Origin of the sequence: Stenotrophomonas tumulicola (assembly GCF_014117215.1) — a bacterium.
Taxonomy (GTDB): domain Bacteria; phylum Pseudomonadota; class Gammaproteobacteria; order Xanthomonadales; family Xanthomonadaceae; genus Stenotrophomonas; species Stenotrophomonas tumulicola.
In genome coordinates this window covers 148,258-172,985 of the sequence record NZ_JACGXS010000001.1, presented here as the reverse complement: position 1 = coordinate 172,985, position 24,728 = coordinate 148,258, and the positions used below count along the sequence as shown (strand labels likewise).

General features: G+C 66.5%; 24 protein-coding genes. 7 read left to right on the top strand and 17 right to left on the bottom strand.

The window, feature by feature from the left end; translation table 11 throughout:
* Positions 1 to 8 precede the first annotated feature (8 nt).
* The 3 genes from H4O11_RS00710 (at position 9) to H4O11_RS00700 (ending at position 3,737) form a co-directional block, all read left to right on the top strand.
* Complete coding sequence (locus H4O11_RS00710; RefSeq protein ID WP_182337509.1) at positions 9 to 716, top strand: RNA pseudouridine synthase; 708 nt, start codon at positions 9 to 11, stop codon at positions 714 to 716.
* Between the two features lie 44 nt (positions 717 to 760).
* Positions 761 to 2,329: a phospholipase D family protein gene (locus H4O11_RS00705; RefSeq protein ID WP_182337508.1), complete on the top strand. Its 1,569-nt coding sequence runs from the start codon at positions 761 to 763 to the stop codon at positions 2,327 to 2,329.
* A 310-nt stretch (positions 2,330 to 2,639) separates the two neighbouring features.
* Entirely contained in the window at positions 2,640 to 3,737 is a 1,098-nt protein-coding gene (locus H4O11_RS00700; protein WP_182337507.1) for a Glu/Leu/Phe/Val dehydrogenase, read from the top strand.
* 80 nt (positions 3,738 to 3,817) lie between these two features.
* On the opposite strand, the gene H4O11_RS00695 is transcribed toward H4O11_RS00700, so the two are convergent.
* The gene (locus tag H4O11_RS00695) at positions 3,818 to 6,700 is read right to left on the bottom strand and encodes an autotransporter serine protease (protein ID WP_246333203.1); all 2,883 of its coding nucleotides are present in this window, start codon (positions 6,698 to 6,700) and stop codon (positions 3,818 to 3,820) included.
* Positions 6,701 to 6,884: 184 nt separating this feature from the next.
* On the opposite strand from H4O11_RS00695, the gene H4O11_RS00690 reads away from it, so the two are divergent.
* From H4O11_RS00690 to H4O11_RS00680, 3 genes are all read left to right on the top strand, one after another.
* On the top strand, positions 6,885 to 8,060 hold the full coding sequence (locus H4O11_RS00690) for a thiolase family protein (protein WP_182337506.1): 1,176 nt from the start codon (positions 6,885 to 6,887) through the stop codon (positions 8,058 to 8,060).
* Between the two features lie 122 nt (positions 8,061 to 8,182).
* Positions 8,183 to 8,524, top strand: a complete 342-nt coding sequence (locus H4O11_RS00685; protein ID WP_182337505.1) for a hypothetical protein — start codon at positions 8,183 to 8,185, stop codon at positions 8,522 to 8,524.
* A 295-nt stretch (positions 8,525 to 8,819) separates the two neighbouring features.
* A complete protein-coding gene (locus H4O11_RS00680; protein ID WP_182337504.1) occupies positions 8,820 to 9,224 on the top strand; it encodes a hypothetical protein in 405 nt (134 codons plus the stop codon).
* Positions 9,225 to 9,280: 56 nt separating this feature from the next.
* Here the strand turns inward: H4O11_RS00680 and H4O11_RS00675 are convergent, their stop codons facing one another.
* From H4O11_RS00675 to rlmD, 10 genes are all read right to left on the bottom strand, one after another.
* Positions 9,281 to 10,906: an acyl-CoA dehydrogenase family protein gene (locus H4O11_RS00675; protein ID WP_182337503.1), complete on the bottom strand. Its 1,626-nt coding sequence runs from the start codon at positions 10,904 to 10,906 to the stop codon at positions 9,281 to 9,283.
* Positions 10,907 to 10,994: 88 nt separating this feature from the next.
* A complete protein-coding gene (locus tag H4O11_RS00670) occupies positions 10,995 to 11,264 on the bottom strand; it encodes a hypothetical protein (protein WP_182337502.1) in 270 nt (89 codons plus the stop codon).
* A 174-nt stretch (positions 11,265 to 11,438) separates the two neighbouring features.
* Positions 11,439 to 12,710 (bottom strand): FAD-dependent oxidoreductase, encoded by a 1,272-nt coding sequence (locus H4O11_RS00665; RefSeq protein ID WP_182337501.1) that lies wholly within the window; start codon positions 12,708 to 12,710, stop codon positions 11,439 to 11,441.
* A gap of 132 nt (positions 12,711 to 12,842) precedes the next feature.
* Positions 12,843 to 13,055: a transcription antiterminator/RNA stability regulator CspE gene (gene cspE, locus H4O11_RS00660; RefSeq protein ID WP_182337500.1), complete on the bottom strand. Its 213-nt coding sequence runs from the start codon at positions 13,053 to 13,055 to the stop codon at positions 12,843 to 12,845.
* A gap of 90 nt (positions 13,056 to 13,145) precedes the next feature.
* Entirely contained in the window at positions 13,146 to 13,892 is a 747-nt protein-coding gene (locus tag H4O11_RS00655) for an S-methyl-5'-thioinosine phosphorylase (protein WP_182337499.1), read from the bottom strand.
* Complete coding sequence (locus H4O11_RS00650) at positions 13,892 to 14,449, bottom strand: hypoxanthine-guanine phosphoribosyltransferase (RefSeq protein WP_182337498.1); 558 nt, start codon at positions 14,447 to 14,449, stop codon at positions 13,892 to 13,894. The genes H4O11_RS00655 and H4O11_RS00650 overlap by 1 nt, the downstream gene beginning before the upstream one ends.
* Positions 14,449 to 15,456: a beta-N-acetylhexosaminidase gene (nagZ, locus tag H4O11_RS00645; protein ID WP_182337497.1), complete on the bottom strand. Its 1,008-nt coding sequence runs from the start codon at positions 15,454 to 15,456 to the stop codon at positions 14,449 to 14,451. The genes H4O11_RS00650 and nagZ overlap by 1 nt, the downstream gene beginning before the upstream one ends.
* 72 nt (positions 15,457 to 15,528) lie before the next feature.
* Entirely contained in the window at positions 15,529 to 16,179 is a 651-nt protein-coding gene (locus H4O11_RS00640) for a DsbA family oxidoreductase (protein WP_182337496.1), read from the bottom strand.
* A 50-nt stretch (positions 16,180 to 16,229) separates the two neighbouring features.
* Complete coding sequence (locus tag H4O11_RS00635; protein WP_182337495.1) at positions 16,230 to 16,745, bottom strand: CYTH domain-containing protein; 516 nt, start codon at positions 16,743 to 16,745, stop codon at positions 16,230 to 16,232.
* 97 nt (positions 16,746 to 16,842) lie between these two features.
* Complete coding sequence (rlmD, locus tag H4O11_RS00630; protein WP_182337494.1) at positions 16,843 to 18,177, bottom strand: 23S rRNA (uracil(1939)-C(5))-methyltransferase RlmD; 1,335 nt, start codon at positions 18,175 to 18,177, stop codon at positions 16,843 to 16,845.
* Between the two features lie 125 nt (positions 18,178 to 18,302).
* Between rlmD and H4O11_RS00625 the strand changes: the two genes are divergently transcribed.
* Positions 18,303 to 19,034: an Hpt domain-containing response regulator gene (locus H4O11_RS00625; RefSeq protein ID WP_246333202.1), complete on the top strand. Its 732-nt coding sequence runs from the start codon at positions 18,303 to 18,305 to the stop codon at positions 19,032 to 19,034.
* Positions 19,035 to 19,190: 156 nt separating this feature from the next.
* Here H4O11_RS00625 and recO read toward each other — a convergent pair whose 3' ends face one another.
* Genes recO through lepA form a run of 6 tightly spaced genes read right to left on the bottom strand, consistent with a single transcriptional unit; the run spans position 19,191 to position 24,558 of the window.
* On the bottom strand, positions 19,191 to 19,913 hold the full coding sequence (recO, locus tag H4O11_RS00620; protein ID WP_182337492.1) for a DNA repair protein RecO: 723 nt from the start codon (positions 19,911 to 19,913) through the stop codon (positions 19,191 to 19,193).
* 21 nt (positions 19,914 to 19,934) lie between these two features.
* Positions 19,935 to 20,831 (bottom strand): GTPase Era, encoded by an 897-nt coding sequence (era, locus tag H4O11_RS00615; protein WP_182337491.1) that lies wholly within the window; start codon positions 20,829 to 20,831, stop codon positions 19,935 to 19,937.
* Positions 20,828 to 21,511, bottom strand: coding sequence for a ribonuclease III (gene rnc / locus H4O11_RS00610; protein ID WP_182337490.1), 684 nt, complete (start codon positions 21,509 to 21,511; stop codon positions 20,828 to 20,830). The genes era and rnc overlap by 4 nt, the downstream gene beginning before the upstream one ends.
* Complete coding sequence (locus H4O11_RS00605) at positions 21,501 to 21,884, bottom strand: DUF4845 domain-containing protein (RefSeq protein WP_182337489.1); 384 nt, start codon at positions 21,882 to 21,884, stop codon at positions 21,501 to 21,503. The genes rnc and H4O11_RS00605 overlap by 11 nt, the downstream gene beginning before the upstream one ends.
* A gap of 29 nt (positions 21,885 to 21,913) precedes the next feature.
* The gene (gene lepB / locus H4O11_RS00600) at positions 21,914 to 22,708 is read right to left on the bottom strand and encodes a signal peptidase I (protein ID WP_182337488.1); all 795 of its coding nucleotides are present in this window, start codon (positions 22,706 to 22,708) and stop codon (positions 21,914 to 21,916) included.
* A gap of 56 nt (positions 22,709 to 22,764) precedes the next feature.
* Positions 22,765 to 24,558: a translation elongation factor 4 gene (lepA, locus tag H4O11_RS00595; protein WP_182337487.1), complete on the bottom strand. Its 1,794-nt coding sequence runs from the start codon at positions 24,556 to 24,558 to the stop codon at positions 22,765 to 22,767.
* Between the last annotated feature and the right edge of the window lie 170 nt (positions 24,559 to 24,728).

The following is a 24,728-nucleotide window of genomic DNA, read 5'->3' as shown; positions in this document are numbered from 1 at the left end:
CCTGCCCCATGCTCCCCATCCGACTGGACAAACGCCTCGCCGAACTGCTCGGCTGCCCCCGCGGCGAAGCCCGCCGCTACATCGAAGGCGGCTGGGTGCGCGTGGATGGCCAGGTGGTGGAACAGCCGCAGGCAGCGGTCACCACCGAACAGATAGACCTGGATCCTGCAGCCCGCGACGAACGCGCCGAGCGCGTGAGCATGCTGCTGGCCAAGCCGCCGGGCATGCCTGCCGACGCGCTGTGCGCACAGATCACCCCGGAAACGCAGAGCCCGCTGGATGCCAGCGGCACCCGGCCACTGCAGCGACACTTCCACGGATTGCAGTTGGCCGCATCGCTGCCGGCGGCGGACAGCGGCCTGGTGGTGATCAGCCAGGACCCGCTGATCCTGAGCCACCTGCAGCAGCAGTTGTCGCGCACCGAACAGGAATTCCTGGTGGATGTGCAGGGCGAGCGCGCATTGTGGGACGTCGCACGGCTGCAGGCCGGGCTGAAAGAAAACGGGCGAACGATCCCCGGCTGCAAGATCAGCTGGCAGAGCGAACAGCGACTCCGCTTTGCTGGCAAGGGCCTGCATCCACGCATGCTGCGCGAAGCCTGTGCAGGCGCCTCGATGCAGGTGGTCGGCATCCGCCGGCTGCGCATCGGCCGCGTTTCACTGGGCAAGCTGGCGGCCGGGCACTGGCGTTACCTCGGTGCCGACGAGCGCTTCTGAATAGAGCACTACGCGTGCAGCGTCCGGCCGGTTAGGATCGACCCATGACTGAATCCTTGCCATTGTGGCGCCGCCTGCTGCGCGTGCTGGCCATCGTGCTGGCCCTGCTGGTGCTGCTGGTGCTCTCCGGCCTGCTGCTGGCCGACCGTTTGACGCCGCAGGCGCGTGGCGAACGGTCCGGCGTGTTGCCGGTGCAGGCCGCGCAGACCCGCATCGACCGCGAGGTGAGTGCCCTGCAGGCCGCCCATCCCGGGCAGTCGGGAGTGGCGTTCCTGTCCGATGGCCTGGATGCGTTTGCCGCACGCTCGGTGATCACCGAACGCGCCGAACGCAGCCTGGACCTGCAGTATTACATCTGGCATGACGACCTGATCGGCCACCTGATGGCGCGCGCCCTGCACGATGCCGCCGAGCGCGGCGTACGCGTGCGCCTGTTGCTGGATGACATGAACGCCCAGGACAAGGACGCGTTGATGATGGCGCTCGACAGCCATCCCAACATCGAGATCCGCCTGTACAACCCGTTCCGCAACCGCAGCGGCATCTGGCGCATGGTGGAGATGGTGCAACGGGTGTTCTCGGTCAACCATCGCATGCACAACAAGAGCTGGATCGCCGATGGACGCGTGGCCATCGTCGGTGGCCGCAACATCGGCGAGGAGTACTTCAGCGCCCGTGCGGACGTGAACTTCCGCGACCTCGACCTGCTGGTTGCCGGCGAAGCAGTGGATGAGGCCAACCAGGTGTTCGACGACTACTGGAACAGCGACGCCGCCGTGCCGATCTCCGCGCTGGCCTACCACACGCGTGCGCAGCTGAGGCTGCTGATGCGCGAATCGGACAACCGTGCGCGGCTGGACGCCGCCCAGCCCTACCTGGAGGAAGTGGCTGCATCACGGCAGCGTGCCCGCGCCAGCGAGGAGCCGCTGCACTGGAGCGGCGACGTGCACATCGTCTCGGACCCGCCGATGAAGCATCGCCGCGACGACCGGCACGACTGGCTGGTCACCCGGTTGGTCGACATGCTGACCGCTGCACGGCACAAGGCACTGCTGATCTCGCCCTATTTCGTACCCGGCGATGAAGGCCTCCAGGGGTTGGCGCAGATGCGCGCCCGCGACGTGCAGGTCGGGGTGATCACCAATTCGCTGGCGGCCAACGACGTGGTCGCAGTGCACGGCGGTTACATGCATTACCGCGTGCCGCTGCTGCAGGCCGGCGTGCAGCTGTACGAACTGAAAGCACATGGACAGGCAACCAGCTCAGGGCTCTTCGGCAGCAGCGGCGCCAGCCTGCATACCAAGGCGTTCGTGCTGGACGACCGCCATGGCTTCGTCGGATCGTTCAACCTCGATCCGCGCTCGGCCTATCTGAACACCGAAATGGGCGTCATCTTCGATGACCCGGTGCTGGCGCGCCAGCTGACCGGCGAGTACCTGCGCCTGGCCAGCCCGGAACAAAGCTGGTGGCTGGGCCTGGATGGCCGGGACCGGGTGCGCTGGTTGCAACGCACGCCACCGCCAACCTGGATCGGCACCGAACCGGACAGCAGCCTGCGCCTGCGCACCAGCGCGCGGGTCATCAGCTGGCTGCCGCTGGAATCGCAACTGTAGCGCCAGGCCATGCCCGGCCGCTTTGCCAAGCGGGGCCCGGTGCCGCACCCGGCCAGGGAACCACCGCCAGGCCCCCGGCAGCAGATGCAATGTCGTACCGGACGCCTGTTCCAGCCACCCGCGCCCCTGCCGGCCTCCTGCCCCCGGCAGCGGCTGCACCGGGCGTGCACATCGGGCGGCCGGGAATGGACTAGAATGGCCCCGCGCGACCCGTCCTGCCGATGACGAAGTCGCTTTTTTTGTTTTCAGTCCTTCAAAATTGCTGGCATGTTCGCAGTGGTTCGCCGCAGTTCATGCCAACGGAGTCGCCATGCTTTTCGAAACCCTCGCATCTACCGGTCACGAGCAAGTGGTGTTCTGCCACAACCCGGACGCCGGCTTGCGGGCGATCATCGCCCTGCACGACACCACCCTGGGCCCGGCCTTGGGCGGCGTTCGCATGCGTCCGTATGCGAGCACCGAAGAAGCACTGGACGACGTGCTGCGGCTGAGCCGGACGATGACCTACAAGAACGCACTGGCCGGGCTGAACGTGGGCGGCGGCAAAGCCGTGATCATCGGCGACCCATGCCGGGACAAGACCGAAGTGCTGTTCCGCGCATTCGGCCGCCATGTCGACGCGCTGGGCGGTCGCTACATCACCGCCGAGGACGTTGGCACCGATGTCAACGACATGGAGAACATCTATCTGGAGAGCCAGTACGTCACCGGCGTGCACCAGGTACATGGCGGCTCTGGCGATCCGGCCCCGTTCACCGCCTATGGCGCGCTGCAGGCGCTGATGGCCTCGCTGCAGGCCAAGCTGGGCCATGAAGAGGTAGGCAAGACCAGCATCGCCGTGCAGGGCCTGGGCCACATCGGCATGGAGCTGGTGAAGCTGCTGCGTGATCGCGGTGCCCGGCTGTACGTCACCGACCTCAATCCGGCCCTGGTCGATCGTGCCGTATCCGAATACGGCGCCGAAGCCGTGAAGCCCGACGAGATCCACGAGGTCAATGCCGATGTCTTCGCGCCCTGTGCACTGGAAGGTGCCATCACCCCGGAGGTACTGCCGCGGCTGAAGGCACGCATCATCTGCGGCACCGCCAACAACCAGCTGTCCAGCCCGGAAGTGGGCGATGAGCTGCATGCGCGCGGCATCCTGTATGCCCCGGACTACGCAGTGAATGCCGGTGGCGTGATGAACGTGTCGCTGGAGATCGATGGTTACAACCGCGAACGCGCCATGCGGCTGATCCGCAGCATTTACCACAACCTGGGCCGGATCTTCGAGATGTCCCAGCGCGAGAACATTTCGCCTCAGCGCGCGGCAGATCGCATTGCCGAGAAACGCATCCAGTCCATCGGCAAGCTGAAACTGCCGATGGGGCGGGCCACCCCGCGCCTGGGTGACCTGCGCGCCGGCTGACCCCGGCTCGAGGACAGTGACGGGCCACGCCCGTCACCGGGAAAAGCGGCGGGACATGGCAACGCGATGCACTTCAGCCGTCAGAACCCGGCGCTGTAGCGCAGCGCGACCTGCGATACGTCCAGGCCGCCGCCAAAGCGCTGGTCGTAGCCGAACGACAACCGGCCGCTGCGCCCCAGCCAGGATTCCACTGCCACGCCGGCCAACGCCGACGAACGCGGCAGCGTTCCACCGATCATCGGCGCCCATGCCTCGATTCCCGTGAAGCTGGCCTGGGCATCGAAGCCTGCGCTGGAGAGTTCGCGCTGCCACTCGGTGTACGCCCGCAATGTCCAGGCCTGCCACTGGCGCTCACCGCGCAGGCCCAGCAGGGCCAGGCTGCGCCGCGCCGTCGCATCGCGGGTACGCAGGCCGAAACCCAGACCGCCCTGTTCGGCGAAGCCATCCGAGCGCACCTGCACCTGGCTGGCGCCGAGATACGGCGTCAGCGAAGCGCGCGCATCGCCCAGCCGGAGGCCGGTTTCGATGCTGGCACTGCCGAAACGCCCGCCGTAGCGCGCGCCTGCGCCCACGGCCGCGTTGCCCAGCAGCAGCTGACGGTCCACCTGGCGCTGGAACTGGCCTGCACCCAGCTGCGCCAAGGCGTAACCACGCCCCAGGTTCCAGCCTGCGTAGACCTGGCCCTGTGCCTGGCGGTCACGGCCGGAACCGCCGTTGCTGCTGCCGCTGGCCACGTTGCGTACTTCGCCGAAGGCAACCCCCAGCACGCCATTGCCAGCCAGCGGGCTTTCCTGCCCGACCATCCAGCCATGGGTCTGCGCCGCGCTGCCGGCGAAACCGCCCTGTCCCGCGTCTCCCAACGTGCCCTGCCATGCACCGCGCAGGGCGGGTGCGGCCTGCACCTGGCCAAAACGGGCTGCCACCGCACGACGGCTCATGTCGATGCTGTCGAACGTGGCCTGGGTCGCCAGCGCATGTGCCTTGCCGGACAGGCTGTCCAGGCTGGCTGCCAATCCGGAAGCACCGCCATCGCTGCGCTGCAGTTGCCCTGCCGCATCGGCGAATGCCGTGCCCTGCTGGCCGGCATCCGCATCGAGCAGCTCAAAGGCCTGCTCCACCCGCTGTGCCGCTCCCTGCGCCCGCGCTCCCAGCGCCGCTGCGCTGGCTGCCCTGACCACGCTGACACGCGCCAGCTCCAGCCAGGCCTCGTTGCTGTCATAGCCGTAGCTGGACTCCAGCAGCGTAACGCCGTTCAGGCTGTCCGGCGCCACGTTGAAACGACCCGACAGACCGCCCTGCGCGCGGATCAGCGGCTGGCGACTGCCATCGGCAGGCACATAGCCGGCGATGGCGCCGTTGACCAGGACACCGCCGCCCTGCAGCGTTGCGCTACCGGTCACCTGCAGCGCATTGACGCCCAGGGCGATCATCAGCTGTGCCCCTTCGCGCTGCAGGTAGTCGCCCTCGATGGTCGCATCGGCATTGGCGCTGGTCAGCACCACGCTGGCACCGTTGTCGACATTGCCGACCACGCGCGAAGCTCCGGTCATGAACTGCAGGCCTGCACCGCTGGGGCTGCCTGCCTGTGCGACGATGCTGACATTGGAAGTGATCGAACCACCATTGCGCAGCGCCAGCGTTCCCTTCTCGATCCGGGTACCGCCGGTGAAGGTGTTGCGCCCGGCCAGCCCGAGCGCGCCGACGCCCTGTTTGACCAGGCCCCCATTGCCACTGATGTCGTTGCGCCACACCGAATCCAGGCCAAGCTGGGAAACGTTGGCGGTGACGTCGCCCCAATCGAACCGTGCCGGCCCGTCGATGGCCTTGCCGACATTGAGCAGGCCATGGCCGAACACCGGATCCACCCCGGCCGCACCAATGTCGGTAGCCGTGCCCAGCAGGGTCTGCCGCACCAGGTCGTTGCTGAAGTAGGGGAAGCGCTGCCAGACCAGCGCAGCCGCGCCGGAGACCAGTGGCGCTGCATAGGACGTGCCCCAGCCATAGAAAAACGACGCCGATCCATCAGTGGCCTGTGGATCCGGATAGACCGCCGTGCCCGGCGCTGCCAGGCAGTAATCGGCCGCCTCGCCACAGGCGTTGGCATAGGCGGCCCGCTGCGTGGGATTGACGGTATCCACGGCCGTCACCGCCAGCCAGCCGCGTGCGAGGTCTGCGGCCGGCCGCGTGCCCGAAGGACCTGGCCGGCTCGGCAGCGCCGCCATGTTCGACGGGTCGGCACGGGCGTCGTTGCCGGTGGCGAACACCACCAGCCCGCCATTGGACAGGATGAAGGGCCGGTACTCATCTGCGATCTGCGCGGTCACCGACGGTGCCGTCCAGTACAGCCCGCCCCAGGAATTGTTCATGACCTTGACGCCGGCATTGACCAGGTCGCGGTGGACCTGCGCCAGTCCCAGCGCGCCATCGACCTGGTTGCCATTGCCCGAACCGTCATCGGTTGGCCGTTGGTCCGCGATGATGCGCGCCGATACGATTTCAGCGCCGGGGGCCACGCCCTGCTGCACCCCCGCGTAGACGCCCCCGGCCGCCAGCGAGGCCACCGTGGTGCCATGGCCAACAACATCATCCCGGCCGAGATCATTGACCCGTCCATCAACATAGCTGTAATTGGCGACCACCCTGCCTGCCAGGGTCGGATGGGCCCGGTTTACCCCGGAGTCCACGACGCCGATCCGCACCCCCTGCCCGGTCAGCCCCGTGCCCAGCGCGTTGATGGCGGCCAGGTGCCCCTGCCGGGTTGGCTGGGCCGGTGGCGGTGGTTCGGGAGTCACTGGCGGCGGCGTGGTCGGCGGCGGCGCCACGGGCGGATCCACGCGGACATTGCCGCCCCCGCCGCCGCCCCCGCCACAGGCCGTCAATGCCAGCGCAAGCGCGATGGCCAGGCCAGAGTTCATTCCCGCCGGCGCCATCCTGGCCGACGTCATCACGACTGCGTGCTTCATCCCTGTCTCCCCATCGAAGTAATCGAGTGCGGTTGCCACCACCCCATCGCGCCCGGCATGGTCACCAGCGGTCAAGGGCACGCCCTATACTGGGCGTCCCCCACGCAGTCTGCCGGGATTCGCGTCGCCTTCCAACGCCTCGTGTCTCCTTTTCCGAATTTGCTTACGCAACAACGAGATTGCCATGTCCAACATCGTCATCGCCGCCGCCAAGCGCACCGCCATCGGCTCCTTCCTCGGCCAGTTCAACGGCGTGCCCACTCCGACCCTCGGCGCCGCCGCGATCAGCGCAGTGCTGGAGCAGTCCGGCGTGCCTGCCAGCGACGTCTCCGAAGTCATCATGGGCTGCGTGCTGCCGGCCAACCTGGGCCAGGCACCCGCCCGCCAGGCCGCGATCGCCGGCGGGTTGCCGCTGTCCACCGGCGCCACCACGCTCAACAAGGTCTGCGGTTCGGGCATGAAGGCGATCATGCTCGGCCATGACCTGATCAAGGCGGGATCGGCCAGCATCGTGGTCGCCGGCGGCATGGAGTCGATGTCCAACGCCCCGCACCTGCTGCCGAACTCCCGTACCGGCAACCGTTTCGGCAACTTCCAGGCGGTCGACCACATGGCCCACGATGGCCTGGTCAACGCCTACGACGGCAAGGCCATGGGTGAGTTCGCCGAATGCGCCGTGGACAAGTACCAGTTCACCCGCGAAGAGCAGGACGCGTACGCGATCGAGTCGGTCAGGCGTGCGCAGGCCGCACAGGCCAACGGTGCCTTCGCCGATGAGATCGTGGCGGTGAAGGTCGCCAGCCGCAAGGGTGAAGTCGACGTCTCCGCCGATGAACAGCCCACGCGCGCGGACATCGGCAAGATTCCCACCCTCCGCCCGGCGTTCAGGAAGGACGGCAGCGTGACCGCGGCCAGTTCGTCCAGCATTTCCGATGGTGCGGCCGCCGTGGTGTTGCTGTCGGAAGACGACGCGCATGCCCGCGGCGTGCAGCCGCTGGCGCGCATCATCGCCCATGCCACCCATTCGCAGGAGCCGGAATGGTTCACCACCGCGCCGATCGGGGCGATCCACAAGCTGCTGGAGAAGACCGGCTGGAGCGTGGAGTCGGTGGACCTGTTCGAGATCAACGAGGCATTCGCCGTGGTGGCCATGGCACCGATGCGCGAACTGGGCATCCCGCATGACAAACTCAACGTCAATGGCGGTGCCTGCGCGCTGGGTCATCCGATCGGCGCGTCGGGCGCACGCTTGGTGGTGACCTTGGTACACGCCTTGCGCAGCCGTGGCGGCAAGCGCGGCATCGCGACGCTGTGCATTGGTGGCGGTGAAGCAACGGCCATCGCCATCGAATTGATTTGATTGGAATTAACGCCTGATTCGCAAAACTGAATGCGGCTAAGCTTGACAGTCATTCGTGGCTTGTCATCATGTTGGCGGCGCGCAACTGCGCGTTGCCTAATCTAACGACGAGGATTCACCTAATGAGCATCAACAAGCTGCTGGTTGCGATGTCCCTGGCCCTGGCCCTGGCTGCCTGCTCGAAGCAGGAAGCTGCGCAGGACGCCGCCGCTTCGGCCAACGAAGCTGCCACCGAAGCCCAGGCTGCTGCCGACCAGGCTGCTGCTGCCGGCACCGAAACCGCCGACGCTGCCCAGCAGGCTGCCGACACCGCCGCCACCGCCGCTGACGCTTCGGCCGACGCTGCCGGTGCCGCCGCTGGCGCCGCCACCGACGCTGCTGCAGACGCTGCTGCCGACGCTGCCAAGGCTGCCGAAGGCACCGCCGAGCAGGCCAAGGACGCTGCTGAAGAAGCCAAGAAGTAATAACTTCTTTCTTCAAGCTGTTCTGGAAAAGCCGCTGGTTCGCCAGCGGCTTTTTCTTTGCCTGGCATTCGGGGTAGCGGGGCCATGCCCGGTCGCCCCAACCCGCCGGGCATGGCCCGGCGCTACCTCGAAGCCTGCATGGACCTGTCGAAAGTGGGCCGCAGCCCTGCAGCCTCTGCCGTTGATGTTGCTTTTGCTTTTGCTTCGAAGCCGGCGCGCAGCGCGCCTTCACCCCAAATCGACCCAGTCATGAATAGGCTGGCGCTCCCTGCAACCGTGAACGCTGGAGCCCGCCATGAAAATCCGTCCGCTGACCACCTCCCTGCTGGCCACCTCACTGTTGCTCGGCCTGGCCGCCTGCAAGGGCCCCGAGGCCGAACAGGCCCGCCAGGATGCCGCACAGGCCGCCGACAGCGCGGGAGCCGCCGCACGCGACGCCGTCGATCGCGCAGCCGCCGCGACCCGCGACGCCGCCGACGAAGCCACCGACGCCTCCCGGCAGGCTGCGGCCGATACCCGCCAGGCCCTGGACCGCGCCGCCGATGCGACCGCATCAGCAGCCACCCAGGCCAACGATGCCGCCCGCAATGCATCGGTCAACGCCAGCGAAGCCACCGCCGATGCCGCACAGAACGTCGCCGAAAAAGCGCGGGACGTCGCCGACGATGCACGAAAGAACGCTGACGACGCCCAGCACTGATCGCTGCCCGGGGTGCCGGTTACCGTCGGCACCCCTTCCCTTGCCGCGCGTGCAGATCACGGCAGCGCGCGTGCCAGCAGCGCGTCGGCGTCGATATCGCCCGGCAAGGTGCCGAATGCCATGCCGTGTTCGGTGCCCAGGCGGCTGCGCACGAATGCCGGCGCCACCGGACTTCCCGCGCGCAGCAGGATCGATGCCTGCAGCAGCAACGCCATGCGCTCGCAGTACAGCCTGGCCAGCACCGGCCCTGGCAGCGTATCGGTCCACCAGCGCGCCAGGGCGGCATCGAACAGCGGTTCACGACCACAGGCCGCCTGCAGGTCCTCCAGCAGCACCTGCAGGGCCTGGGGCTCACGCTGCAGCGCACGCAGCAGGTCCAGGCACTGGATGTTGCCGCTACCCTCCCAGATCGAATTGAGCGGCGCCTGCCGATACAACCGCGGCAGCATGGACTCTTCCACGTAGCCCGCGCCACCCAGGCATTCCTGGGCTTCATTGACGAATACCGCAGCGCGCTTGCAGATCCAGTACTTGCCCAGCGCCGTGCCCACGCGCGCGCGCATCGGCTCGCGTGCATCGCCCGATGCGGCGTCCACGGCAGCGGCCACGTGGATCGCCAGCGCCGTGGCAGCCTCGGATTCCAGCGCCAGGTCGGCCAATACATTGGCCATCAGCGGGTGATCGCACAGGCGCTGGCCGAACGTGCGCCGGTGCCGCGCGTGGTGCAATGCCTGCGCCAGGGCCATGCGCATCTCCGCCGCCGCACCCAGCATGCAGTCCAGCCGCGTCATCATCACCATCTGGATGATCGTGGCGACCCCGCGCCCCTCTTCGCCCACCCGCCAGGCATGGGCACCGGCGAACTCGACCTCGCTGGAGGCGTTGGACCAGTCGCCGAGCTTGTCCTTCAGGCGCATCAACTGGAATGCGTTGCGATTTCCATTCGGCAGACGCCGCGGCATCAGCAGGCAGGTCAGCCCTGCAGGCGCCTGTGCCAGCACCAGGAAACCATCGGACATCGGTGCGGAGAAAAACCATTTGTGGCCCACCAGCCGATAGCTGCCATCCGCCTCGGGCTGGGCGGTGGTGGCATTGGAGCGCACGTCCGAGCCCCCCTGCTTTTCGGTCATGCCCATGCCCAGGGTGATGCCGGCCTTGTCCGCCATCGGCACATCACGAGGGTCATATACCGGTGCAGCCGCCTTGCGCGCCCATTCGGACAACATGGGATGGGCGGCAAGCACCGCCACGGCGGCATGGGTCATGGTCAGTGGGCAACTGGTGCCCGCTTCGGCCTGGTGATGCAGGTAGCTCAAGGCGGCGCGTGCCACATGGGCACCAGGCTGGGGTTCATGCCAGGACAGGCCGGCCACGCCGTGCGCTTTGGCCAGTTGCATCAGCTCGTGGTAAGCCGGATGGAATTCGACGGTGTCGATGCGATGGCCCTGCGCATCATGCGTACGCAGGCGGGGGCGGTCACGGTTGGCGTCGAATCCAAGCCGGTACAGGGTATCGCCGGCCAGCTTGCCGTATGCCGCCAGACGCGGGGCGAAAACCAATGCACCCGTGCGCTGGACGGCCTCCACCAGCGCCGCGTCGTCCGACCACAGGTCACGACCGGTGAACGGTGGGGGCTGGTTCTCCACCACATGGGTCTGGAACGGTCCGATTTCGTCGTGCATTGCACCTGCCTCCGGTCAGCCGGACCCTGCGATTCTGCCCCAGGCAACGCCCGGCCCTGGACAGATCACCCCACGACAGCCGGAAAAATCAGGCAGTGGCGGCAAACGCGCCCGGCATCAGCCGAAAGTCTGGCCCTTTGGATTCCACGCGACGTGGCAACGCGCGCACGGTAACCAGCATCTCGTGCGCGCAGGTGCGGATGTGTGCGTGGTGGTCGGGCGAGGAATGGCTGATCAGGTTGCCGACGTGGAATTCGAACACGTCTTCCAGCACGTCAGGCTGGTCCTCGTGCAGCATCTGCAGCAGGCCTCGCAGCTTGCAGATTTCCGATTCCAGCGCTTCGGCCGAGAACAACATGGTGGACTCCTTGCAGTCGGCTCACCCAAGCCGGATCGGGGCAGCACCAGCAGCCTCCCGGGTGCGTGCGACGCAGGATCACGAAACGGCTCCGGGGACGCGCAGGCTGGTGCGTACCTGCATGTTGTGCCACGAACGAGGTGAGGTGACTGTTAACTTCATCGACAACGTTCTTCACATCATCGCTGGCGAGGCCGCTGCCGGGGCCGCAGGAGCCGCCTGCGGGGCACCCAGCGCTTCGATGAACGCAGGGTCCAGCGCCATCCGGCCGAACCAGCCCTGCTGGGTGCCACTGAGCACGCGCAGCATGTGCCCGCGCCCGCCAGGCAACCGTCCCATCGGGCCCAGCAGCACGTCGCGCGCCCTTGCCCAGGCATCGTGGTTGGACTGGAACAGTGGCGTCAGCCAGCGGCTCCAGCGCTGGTACACCGCCACGTGCGCACGGCGCTGGGCTTGATAGGCATGCAATGCCGCCCCGCTCCGCCCATGGACACGCAGCGCATCGCGCAGGGCCACGGCATCGAGCAGTGCCATGTTCACGCCCTGCCCCAATTGCGGGCTCATGGCGTGCGCCGCATCTCCAGCCAGTACCAGCCGGCCACTATGCCAGCGTCGAACAACCGCATCGCGGTATGTCGCACGCGCCAGTTGGCCGCCATCGTGCAGGTGGACGAAGCGCGAAGCCGCCTCCGGCCACAGGCCGCGCAGTTCCTGCAGCCACGACGGCATGCCTTCGCTTTCCCATCGCGCGAAGTCCTCGCGCGGCAGGCTCCAGAAGAAGCTGAGCTGCGGCGTGGCATCGCCGGGGCGGGTACCTACCGGCAACAAGCCGATCATCCTGCGCGCCGCCACGTAACGCTGGCGCAGCTCGGTCACGTGCGGCCAGTCTTCTGCCGGCAACAGGCACCACAGGGCACCCCAAGGGTAAACGCGGTCGAGCACCGTGCCTTTCACGTGTGCGCGAAGACGGGAGGACGATCCGTCGGCGGCGATCACCAGATCGTAGGGACCGTGCTGGCGTCCGTCATCGTCACGCAGCATGCCACGTTCATCGTCCACCGCCGTGATGCGGGTGCCGGCATGCAGCATGCCGGCACCTTCCCGAGCGGCATCAAGCAGCTGGAACAGCGCCCCCCGCTGCATGCCCAACCCGTGCAACCGCGGATCCAGCCCGGCATACCCCATGTCCATCACGGTACGGCCGCAGGGCGTATCGCCACGCAGCCGGTGCACCGGGACGGCATGGCCGCGCACGGCATCGAGCAGGCCCATCTGCCACAGCACCTGCAGGCCGCTGGGCTGCAGCAGGAACCCGGCGCCTACCGGGCCGGGCGTGGCAGCACGCTCGAAGATGTCGACGTGGTGCTCGTCGCGGGAAAGGAGAATGGCCAATGCCTGGCCGGCGGTGCCGTAGCCGATGACGGCGATGCGCATGCGGGAATCCATGCGGGGATTGTGCCCGATCCAGCGCTCGCCTTGACCGCGCAAGCGGGCCGTGCCGTGGGGGCCGGGCGCGCGCCGGGAAGAAGAGAAAAAAACCCCGCCGTGGCGGGGTTCTTCAGTGCACGTTCGAGTGGATCAAGCGACCGGCACGATATCCGAAGCCTGGGCGCCCTTCGGGCCCTGGGTCAGCTCATACTCGACCTTCTGGCCTTCCTGCAGGCTGCGGAAGCCCTTGGAATTGATGGCCGAAAAGTGCGCGAACACGTCGGCGCTGCCATCGTCCGGTGAAATAAAGCCAAATCCCTTGGCGTCGTTGAACCACTTGACGGTACCTGTCACTTTCGACATGTTGATGCGAGACCTTTGCAATGTATGGGTGGTGCACGCTGTAAAACCAGCGCACTGGCGGAGTATGCAAAGCTTACCCGAGGATGACAATCACCCCCGTGCCAATTCACCCACCAGTTCCGGCAATCCATTCGACGCTGCCTGCACGTTGGCCAGCACTTCAGCCATCGTGATTTCTTCGCCATCGCCGCAGCCGGCAGCCCAGTTGGCAATGATCGCCAGGCAGGCATAATCCAGCCCCAGCTCCCGCGCCAATGCGGCTTCGGGCATGCCTGTCATGCCGACCAGGTCGCAGCCGTCGCGGCGCAGACGCGCGATTTCCGCAATGGTTTCCAGCCGCGGCCCCTGCGTAGCGCCATAACAACCGCCATCGTGTACCGTGACGCCGGTCACTTTTGCGGCCGCGAGAATCTTGCTCCGCAGCATGGGCGTATAGGGATGGCCGAAGTCCACGTGCAGCACATCGCTGCCGGGCTCTTCGCACAGCGTGGAGATGCGCCCCCAGGTGTAATCGATGATCTGCTCCGGGCACGCCAGCACCCGCGGACCGAATGCATCGGTTATGCCGCCGACCGTATTCAGCGCCAGCACGCGCTGGGCTCCCACCTGCTGCAGCGCTGCCAGGTTGGCACGGTAATTGATCTTGTGCGGCGGCAACGAATGGCCTTCACCATGGCGTGCCAGGAAAGCCACGCGATGGCCAAGCAGGGTGCCCACCCGGATCGGCCCGGACGGCGTGCCGAAGCGGGTCTCGACGTCATGGGTCTGCACGTCATCCAGCTGGGCCAGGTTGTAGACACCGGTACCACCGATGACCGCCAATGCGATCTGCTGCATCAGCCTTCCTTCAATGCATAGATCGCCGGCACGCAGCGCAGCGTCTCGTTGACATCCATGCCGAAGCCGAACACATAGCGGTCAGGCAGCTCGATGCCGGCATAGTCGGCCTGCACGTCGGGCAGCGCACGCTCGTGCTTCTTGACCGTCAGCGCGGCGATGCGCACGTCGGTGGCGCCCTGCTCCAGGCACCAGGTACGCACGCCCTGCAGCGTGTAGCCTTCGTCCAGGATGTCGTCCACCAGCAGCACGCGGCGGCCGAACAGCGCGGTAGCCGGCTTGTGCTTCCAGACCAGCTCGCCGCCCGTGGTTTCGCCACGGTAGCGGGTCGCATGCAGGTAATCGAACTGGACGTCCTGGCCGCGCGCACCCAGTTCCAGCGCCAGCTGGCCGGCGAACGGCAGCGCACCGTGCATGATGGACAGGAACAGCGGGGTCTCGCCCTTGTAATCGCGCGCGATGGCGTCAGCGATGCTGCCGATGGCCTTGTCGATGGTGGGGCGGTCGACCAGCAGGTCGGCCTGGGCCAGCGCCTGGGGAATGGTGAGGTTGGGCATCAGACAGTTCTTCCAAGAGATTCAAGCAAACGGGTTCGGGTATCGCCATGGCGGGCATCGGCCAGCAGGCCATCCCAGCCAAGCGCGCCGCGGCCGATCAGCCCCAGCAGCGCGGCAGTATTGGACGTACGGTGTTCCACCGCACGAAGGGATTCTTCCACCAGCTCTGGATGGCATACCAGGACCACGTCACAGCCAGCATCCAGGTGCGCATCGACACGCGCCTTCACCCCACCGGCGCTGAAGGACGCGGCCATGCCGATATCGTCGGAAAAGACCACGCCGCGGAAGCCCAGTTCGCCCCGCAGGATCTCCTCGATCCAGCGGCGCGAGTAGCCAGCCGGTTCTGGCGCCACCTGCGGATAGACCACGTGCGCCATCATCACTGCGTCGGCGCCGGCTGCGATGCCGGCAACGAAGGGCAGCAGATCCTGCGCGCGCAGCTCATCCAGCGCGCGCGGATCGACCGCGGTGTCCACATGGGTATCTTCCAGCACGGTGCCGTGGCCGGGAAAATGCTTCAGCGTGGCGGCCATGCCGGCTGCATGCATTCCGCGCACATAGGCCTCGGTGAACGCGGCCACTACCTGCGGATCATCGCTGAAGGCGCGGTTGCCGATGGCACGGTTGCCACGGGCCAGGTCCACCACCGGAGCGAAGCTCAGGTCCACGCCACTGGCGCGCACTTCGCTGGCCATCAGCCAGGCATGCTGCTCGGCCATCGCCAGGGCGCGCTGCGGATCGTGCGCATGCCGTGCACCGATGTCCTGCAGCGGCGGCAGCGCACTGAAACCCTGCTGGAAGCGTTGCACGCGGCCGCCTTCCTGGTCCACGCAGATCAACTGCGGACGCGGGGCGGCATCGCGGATCGCGGCGGACAGTTCGGCAACCTGCTGCGGAGAAGCGAAATTGCGCTTGAACAGCACCACGCCGGCCACGGCATCGTGCTGCAACCAGGCGCGCTCCTGGGCAGTCAGTTCTATCCCGGCGACGCCAATCAACAACATGGTCCATCTCCACTACGGGGCGCCGCATTGTCGCAGAACCGGGTGACGGAAGGAAAAAGGGGACGGAGGGGGTTAAGTCGCTTTCGGCCCTGCCTGCGCCGCGATCTGGCGTAACGCCTGGGCGATCTCCTCCGGCGGTTGTGCACCCTGAAGCGCCCAGCGGCCATCGATGACAAAGGTGGGGACCGAGGAAATACCAAGGGATCCTGCTTGCTCCAACGCCTGTTGCACCTCATGGAGACCGCGCCCGGAGGCCAGCATCTGCTCCACGTCGCCTGCCGCCAGCCCACCCTCGACACCGGCCTCGACAAGCACCGATGTGTCGGCAAGGTTGCGGCCGTGCTCGAAATGGGCCCTGAACAGCGCCTCGCCCACGGCGTCCTGCGCACCGTGCTGGCCCGCCAGCCACATCAGGCGATGCGCCGGCAACGTCGTCACCCGCACCTGGCCCTGGTCGAAATCCATCGCCAGGCCTTCAGCCCGCGCGGTGGCCTGGGTCTGCGCAAGCAGTTGCCCTGTCCGCTCGACGCCCCCGAACTTGCGCTCCAGGGCCTGCCGTAGCGGCACCGGCGTGGTATCGGCATCCGGTTCCAGCTGGAAGGGCTGCCATTGGATATCGAGGTTGGGAATCTCGTCGCCCAGCAGCGCCAGCGCCTGGTTGAAACGGTGCTTGCCGATCCAGCACCACGGACACACAAGGTCAGCGTAGATATCGATTTTCATGGGCCAGACATGGGGCCGTCGGTCGAACGATGAAAGGGGCGGAGAACGACTTAATCCCCTCCGTCCCCTTTTTCGCTGGTGGTCCAGCGTGAGTAGGGGTGCGAGGCCAGCGCGACGTTGTAATAGCGGGCGTGTTCGGTGACTTCGTGGCCGGCCCATGGCGGCAGCGCGACAGCCTGGTCGGGATGTTCCAGTTCCACTTCGGCCACAAGCAGTCCGGCGTTTTCGCCCAGGAACTCGTCGATCTCCCACAGCAGGCCTTCGTGCTGCACCAGGTGGCGGCGCTTGTCGATGATGCCACCGACGCACAGCGCCAGCAGCGCCCGCGCATCCTCCATCGGAACCGGGTAGTCGAACTCCTGCCGGCTGCGGCCCAGCGTGCGCGACTTCAGGTTCAGCGCCGCCGTGTCGCCCTCGATGCGCACGCGCACCGATGCCTTCTGCTCACCCCGATCCAGCGCGCCCATGTCGTTGATGTAGCCCTGCGCCATCGGGATGACCGCATGCGCCGCAGCGCGCCAGTCGTCGCCGACCACCAGGAATTTGCGCTCGATTTCAATAGCCATGGCGGAGATTATGAGGCAACCGTCCAAAGACCGCAGGTAGCGCCGGGCCATGCCCGGCGGCCGGGTATCGTTCGGCGCCCCCCTCTGCAGCCGCGCCTCAATCCCGTTCGAATACCGCGATGCTTTCCACGTGCGCGGTGTGCGGGAACATGTCCATGGCCCCTGCACTGACCAGCTTGAACCCCTGCTCGTTGACCAGGTAGCCGGCATCGCGCGCCAGCGAACCGGGATGGCAGCTCACGTAGACGATGCGCTTGAACTGCTTCAGGGGCAGCTGCTGCAGCACATCGATCGCACCGGAACGTGGCGGATCCAGCAACAGCTTGTCGAAGCCTTCGCGCATCCACGACGCCTGCCGCTGGTCCTGGGTGAGGTCGGCGGCATGGAAGCTGGCGTTGTCCAATCCATTGCGCTGGGCATTTTCCCTGGCCCGTGCCACCAGGCCTTCGTCACCCTCCACCCCCACCACTTCACGTACGCCACGCGCCAATGGCAGGGTGAAATTGCCCAAGCCACAGAACAGGTCCAGCACGCGCTCGTCCGGGCCCGCATCCAGCAATGACAGCGCATGCGCGATCATTTTTTCATTCAGGTTCGCATTCACCTGGATGAAGTCCAGCGGGCGGAATGCCAGCTCGATATCCCATGGCGCCAGCCGGAACGACAGCGGGACCTCCTGCGGAGACAGCTTGTGCACGGTGTGCAGGCCACCGGGTTGCAGGAAAATGGCGAATCCGTGCTCGTCGCCGAAAGCCAGCCATGCCGCGCGATCAGCATCGCTTAGCGGCTGCAGGTGGCGGATGGTCAATGCAATGGCGTCATCGCCAGCGATGAACTCGATCTGCGGGATATCACGCTTGCCATCCAGCGACTCCACGAATGCCGACAGCGCGGAGACCTTGGTGCCGATCTGCGGAATCACCGTCAAACATTGCGTCAGGTCCGCCACGAAACGGGGATCCTGTTCACGGAAGCCGACCAGGGTGCGGTCCTTCTTCTCAACACGGCGCACCGAGAAGCGGCCCTTGCGGCGATAGCCCCAGCTCTCCCCGACCAGCGGTGCCAGCACCTGCTGCGGCTGCACGTGGCCGATGCGCTGCAGGTTGTCCATCAGCACGCGCTGCTTGGCGACGATCTGCTCGTCCTCCTGCAGGTGCTGCAGCACGCAGCCGGCACAGGTGCCGAAGTGCGGACAGCGGGGCTGCACGCGCAACGGCGAGGCCTCCACCACTTCCAGCATGCGCGCCTCGTCGAAGTGGCGGCTGCGTGCGGTCTGCTCTGCCATCACCACCTCGCCCGGCAGCGCGCCGCTGACGAAGGTGACCTTGCCGCCTTCGCCGTCCCGGCGGGCAACGCCACGGCCATCGTGGCTCAGGTCGAGGATGTCGGTCTGGAAAGGAGTGCGGTCGATGCGGGAACGGTGACGGGCCACGTGGCAAAGGGCTGCGTGTAAAAAGGGTGCGTATTGTCGCAGATAGGGCCACTCGCCGCCTCTGCACGCTTGCTTACGGGCGCATGGTGGTTAATATGCGCATAGCTGACATGGAGGCAGCCTTTATGCAGACGAACCCGCCGCGGACGCCGCGCCCCCGTTTCCTGCTGGTCGAGGACGACATGATTACCTGCGGCTTTCTCAAGGCCGCGCTGGAAACGTTGCCCGCCGACGTGGACACCGCCGATTCACTCGCGGCGGCCGTCACCATGGCCCAGCAGGGGCACCACGACCTGTGGCTGGTCGATGCCAACCTGCCCGACGGCCATGGCAGCGACCTGCTGGGAAAGCTGCGCCTGCTGCAGACCGATACCCCGGCGCTGGCGCATACCGCCGATCGCGACGCCGGGACCCATGCGCGCCTGCGCCAGGCCGGCTTCGGCGACATCCTGGTCAAGCCGCTGGGCCGCGACGACCTGCTGAAGGTGGTCCGCCGCGCGCTGGCCCGCGGCCCTGCCCCGTTATCGCCGACCCAGGCTCCGGTCACCCAGCTCAATGAAACGCAGGACTGGGACGAGATCACCGCGCTGGCCGCCCTGAACGGACAACGCAACCACCTGATCGCCCTGCGCGAATTGTTCCTGGCCGAATTGCCCGGGGTTCGCGATGCGGTGGACCAGGCCGTGGACCGCCACGACGAACCGGCACTGCGCAACCAGTTGCACCGGCTGCAGGCCAGTTGCGGTTTCGTCGGCGCGGCGCGACTGGCGCGCGCGGTGCGCAACCTGCACCAGATGCCTGCTTCGGACCAGGCCCAGGCCGGTTTCCATGACGCGGTGGCCGCGCTGCTGCATTGACCCACCGGTAGCGCCGGGCCATGCTCGGCGGCTTTCAACCGCGCCGCGGAAGGAAAACGAACAAGGCCAGCATGTCCGCCGGGCATGGCCCGGCGCTACGTCGAGGTATGCATGGCCTGTCGAACTGCCCTTGCGCAGGCAAGGGTGAGACGGTATCTACCGCTGCCGTGCCAGGTCGTCCAGCAACTCCCAGGATTTCAGCCCGCGCGCGCCCAGGTGGTGCGCCAGCACCGCGCGCATCGGCAAGCGCAGGCTGGCCAGGTCGTCGCTGGCCGGCTGCTGGTCGTGGGCCAGCGCCAACAGGGCCGCACCGGTTGCCGTACCCCGCCGTCCTTGTCCATCGCGCTCGCTGAGCAGCCGCGTGGGGCCTTCCAGCGGGTCCAACTGGTAGCGTGCGGCCGGGTCGACCGGTGCGCCGTCACTGGCCGATAGAAGATCGAAACCGAAACCCAACGCCTCCAGCAGGTCCCGCTCGAACCTGCGCAGGCTCCAGGCCAGCGGCAATCCCAGCGCCAGGCGCCCACGTACCTGGCCATACGCCCGGTAAAGGTCCGGCACCGGGTCCTGGCGTGGCGCCAGCCGCATCACCAGTTCATTGAGGTAGAACCCGGCCAGCATCGCCTGGCCGGCCAGCCGAGGCGCCGCATCCAGCGCCTCGGCGCTGCGCAGCTGCGCCAGTTCGCCGCGCTGCACGGCATCGAAGCGGATCCACTGCAACGGCTGCAGCGCCGCACGCAGCACCTGCCCCTTGGCGCTGGCAACCCCGCGCGCCAGCAGCCCCAGCCGTCCATGCGAGGCGCTGAGCACCTCTACCAGCAAGCTGGTTTCGCGGTAGGCCCGCGCGTGCAGGACAAAGCCGGGTTCGGCGTCGATGCGCATCGTTCCGGCTGTCCTGCGCGGTTATTCGTAGCCGAAGGCCTTCAGCGCGGCCTCGTCGTCGGACCAGCCTTCGCGCACGCGCACCCAGGTCTCCAGGAATACCTTGGCACCGAACAGCCGCTCCATCTGCAGCCGGGACTTGGCGCCGATCTCCTTCAGCCGCGTACCCGCCTTGCCGATCACGATGGCCTTCTGGCCCTCGCGCTCGACCCAGATGACCGCACCGATGCGCAGCAGGTTGCCGTCTTCGGTGAAGCGTTCGATTTCCACCGTGGTGGCATACGGCAGTTCTTCGCCCAGTTGCCGCATCAGCTGCTCACGCACCAGCTCGCCGGCGAGGAAGCGCTGGCTGCGATCGGTGATCTCGTCTTCGCCGAACATCGGCGGCGCTTCGGGCAACAGCGCCAGCAGGTCGCGCACCAGCGCTTCCAGGCCATTGCGCTTCTGTGCCGAAATCGGGTGGACGGAGGCGAATTCACGCCCCTCGGTGACCTGCTGCAGGAATGGCAGCAGGGCCGCCTTTTCCTTCAGCCGGTCGATCTTGTTGACCACCAGCAGCACCGGGATGCCCGCATCGCGCAGCACCTTGAAAGCCAGGCTGTCTTCTTCGTCCCAGCGGCCGGCCTCGATGACCAGCAGGCCGACATCGACGCCTTCCAGCGAACCGCGGGCCGCGCGGTTCATCACCCGGTTCATCGCCCGCTTCTGCACCTTGTGCAGGCCCGGGGTGTCCACCAGGACGATCTGCCCTTCCGGGTAGGTGGCAATGCCCAGCAACCGGTGCCGCGTGGTCTGCGGGCGATTGGAGACAATGCTGACCTTGGCCCCGACCAACGCATTGGTCAGGGTTGATTTGCCCACGTTGGGCCGGCCGATGACGGCTACGCTGCCGCAATGATGGGGCATCTGTTCGCTCACTTTGAATCCACCAGTAGTTCAAACGCGGCCGAAGCCGCCTGTTGTTCGGCCAACCGCCGCGAGGCGCCTTCGCCCTCGGTACTCACGGCCGGTTCGGTCACGTTGCAGCGTACCCGGAAGGTCTTGGCGTGGTCGTCACCGGATTCTGACACCAGTTCGTACTGCGGCAATGCCTTCTGTCGGCCCTGCAGCCATTCCTGGAGGCGGGTCTTGGGATCTTTCTCGGTCCGGCCGGTCGCCGGCAACGCATCCATGGAGGCGGCGAACCAGGGCAGCACCACCGCCCGGCAAGCCTCGAAGCCGGCATCCAGGTAGATCGCCGCCACCACCGCTTCAAAAGCATCGGCCAGGATGGAGTCGCGGCGATGGCCGCCTGTCTTCATCTCGCCCGCGCCCAGGGTGAGCCGTTCGCCAAGTTCCAGCTCACGTGCCAGCACCGCCAGCGCACCTTCGCGCACCAGCTCGGCACGGCCGCGCGTCAGCGCACCTTCGTCCGCCTTCGGCCAGCGTTCGTACAGCGCCTGGGCCACCAGCATGTTGACGATGCTGTCGCCGAGGAACTCCAGCCGCTCGTTGTGCGGTACACCAGCAGAACGATGCCTCAGGGCCTGCGCAAGCAGGTCCGGGTTCGAGAAAGGATGGCCTATGCGGTCACCGCGTTGGAAGGGTTTATTCGGCACCGCGACGGTTCAGATCCTGGGTTGAGTCGAATTTGCCGACCACGTCGAGGTTGCCGATCAGGGGACGGCGGACTTCATAGTTCACCCGCAGGGTCCAACCACCCTCCTTGCGATCGAACTTGACGTTGGACGGCTTCACGTTGTCGGAGTAATTGATGTAAAGACGCTTGAAGAACAGGCTCTGGATATTGGCCGGCTGCATGTCGCCGATACCCGGCTCCTTCGCCAGGCTCTTCATCGCCGAGCGCACTGCGTAATATTCCTGGTACATCGGGAACAGTTTCATGCCGACATAAAGGAAAAAACCGACCACGATCAGGACCACCAGGAAGGAGGTCAAGGTCATGCCGCGCTGCGTGCCCATGTGTTTCATTGCGTTCTCCCCAGATACGCGTGGATGGATCATTTGACGCCCGAACCGATCCGCGACGGCTCGAAGCCGTCCTTGCAGAACCAGCCCGAACAGTTCAGCCAGATCAGGAAGGCCTTGCCGCGCAGGTTCTCCTCCGGCAGCAGGCCCCAGAAGCGGCCATCATCGCTGTTGTCGCGGTTGTCGCCCATCACCAGGTACTTGCCGGCCGGCACGGTCCACTCACCCTGCCCAGCAGGATAGGCCGTCTCCAGCACGGTGTGGGTGCGCCCCGGCAGCTCTTCCACCAGCAGGCTGGCACCTTCGCCGTGGCCGCGATGGCCAGCGTAGATGCCCTTGTCCTCATACTTCACCGGCTGGCCGTTGAGGGTCAGGCTGTTGCCTTCGAAGGCAACCTGGTCGCCTGGCACACCGACCACGCGCTTGATGAAATTCTCGCCCTTGTTCGGATCCTGGTCGTTGTGGCCCGGGAAATGGAACACCACCACGTCACCGCGCGCCGGCTCGCCCAGCGGCACGAACGTGGTGTTGGTCAGCGGCAGGCGCAGGCCATAGGCGAACTTGTTGACCAGGATGAAGTCGCCGATCAGCAGGTTCGGCATCATCGAGCTGGACGGGATCTTGTACGGCTCGGCGATGAAGCTGCGCACCACCAGTACGATCGCCAGCACCGGGAAGAATGCCCGCGAGTAATCCACCACTGCCGGCTCACTGTCCAGCAGGCCGGCGCGCCGGGCGCGGCGCCGGGCGAAATACAGCTTGTCGGCAAGCAGGATCAGGCCGGAGGCCAGGGTCAGGGCGACCAGGAGGAACTCAAACAATTTCATTCAGGGTCCTTTGCAGGCGATCAGGGCGAACCGGCCCTGGTGGGCCGACTCTACCTCTACTTGTTGTCCATCTGCAGCACGGCGAGGAAGGCTTCCTGTGGAATCTCCACGCGACCGACCTGCTTCATGCGCTTCTTGCCTTCCTTCTGCTTCTCCAGCAGCTTCTTCTTGCGCGACACGTCACCGCCATAGCACTTGGCAAGAACGTTCTTGCGCATGGCCTTGACCGTGGTGCGGGCAATCACCTGCGAGCCGATCGCGGCCTGGATGGCCACGTCGAACATCTGCCGGGGAATCAGCTCCTTCATCTTCTCGCACAGCTCGCGGCCGCGACGATCGGAATGCGAACGGTGGACGATAAGCGACAGCGCATCGACCTTGTCGCCGTTGATCAGCACGTCCACGCGGACGAACGGACCTGCTTCGAAACGCACGAAGTGGTAGTCCAGCGACGCATAGCCGCGGCTGACCGACTTCAGCTTGTCGAAGAAGTCCAGCACCACCTCGGCCATCGGCAGCTCGTAGCTGATCTGCACCTGGCTGCCCAGGTAGTTGATGCCGAGCTGGCTACCGCGCTTTTCCTCGCACAGCTTGATGACATTGCCGATGTATTCCTCGGGGGTGAGGATGTTGGCGCGGATGATCGGTTCACGGACTTCGGTGACCTGGTTCACCGGCGGCAACTTGGCCGGGTTATCCATGTTGACCACCGAGCCGTCGGTCTTCAGTACCTCATAGACCACCGTCGGCGCGGTGCTGATCAGGTCGAGGTTGTACTCGCGCTCCAGCCGTTCCTGCACGATTTCCATGTGCAGCATGCCAAGGAAGCCGCAGCGGAAACCAAAGCCCATCGCCTCGGAACTTTCCGGCTCGAAGCGCAGCGCGGCATCGTTCAGCCGCAGCTTGTCCAGCGCCTCGCGCAGGTCCGGGTAATCCTCGGCATCGACCGGGAACAGGCCCGCAAACACGCGCGGCTGCATTTCCTGGAAGCCCGGCAGCGGTTCGGCAGCCGGATCGGCGGCCAGGGTCAACGTGTCGCCCACCGGCGCGCCATGCACGTCCTTGATGCTGGCGGTGACCCAACCCACTTCGCCGGCCGACAACTTCGCCAGCACCTTGCGCTTGGGGGTGAACACGCCGACGTTGTCGACCTGGTGGTTGCGGCCGGTGGACATCACCTGCAGCTTGTCGCCGGCCTTGATCTCGCCCTGCATCACACGTACCAGCGACACCACGCCCAGGTAGTTGTCGAACCAGGAATCGATGATCAGCGCCTGCAGCTTGTTGCTGCCGCGCGGCGTCGGCGCGGGAATGCGATGCACGATCGCCTCCAGCACGTCGCGCACGTTCAGGCCGGTCTTGGCACTGACCGCCACCGCGTCTTCGGCGTCGATGCCGATCACCGCCTCGATTTCGGCCTTGGCCCGCTCGATGTCGGCCGTGGGCAGGTCGATCTTGTTCAGCACCGGCACCACTTCCAGCCCCTGCTCCACCGCGGTGTAGCAGTTGGCCACCGACTGCGCTTCCACGCCCTGGGCGGCATCGACCACCAGCAGCGCGCCTTCGCAGGCTGCCAGCGAGCGGCTGACTTCATAGGAAAAGTCGACGTGCCCGGGGGTGTCGATGAAGTTCAGGTGATAGGTCTGCCCATCCACCGCCACGTACGGCAGCGACACCGACTGGGCTTTGATGGTGATGCCGCGCTCACGCTCGATCGGGTTTGAATCGAGCACCTGCGCTTCCATTTCGCGGGCCTGCAGGCCGCCGCACAGCTGGATGATGCGGTCAGCCAGCGTGGACTTGCCGTGGTCGACGTGGGCGATGATGGAGAAATTGCGGATGTTCCGCATCGAATCAGAGGACATAGAGGTGGCGGCGGCGCGCGGCGTCGTCAGGGTAACGTTGGATTATCGCACGGGACGGCGGTCGCTGGTGGATGGCGGCCGCCCCCCGCCGGGTGACGACCGTGGGTCGTCACCCCGCTGCGCTCGCCGGGCATGGCCCGGCGCTACCGGCGCCC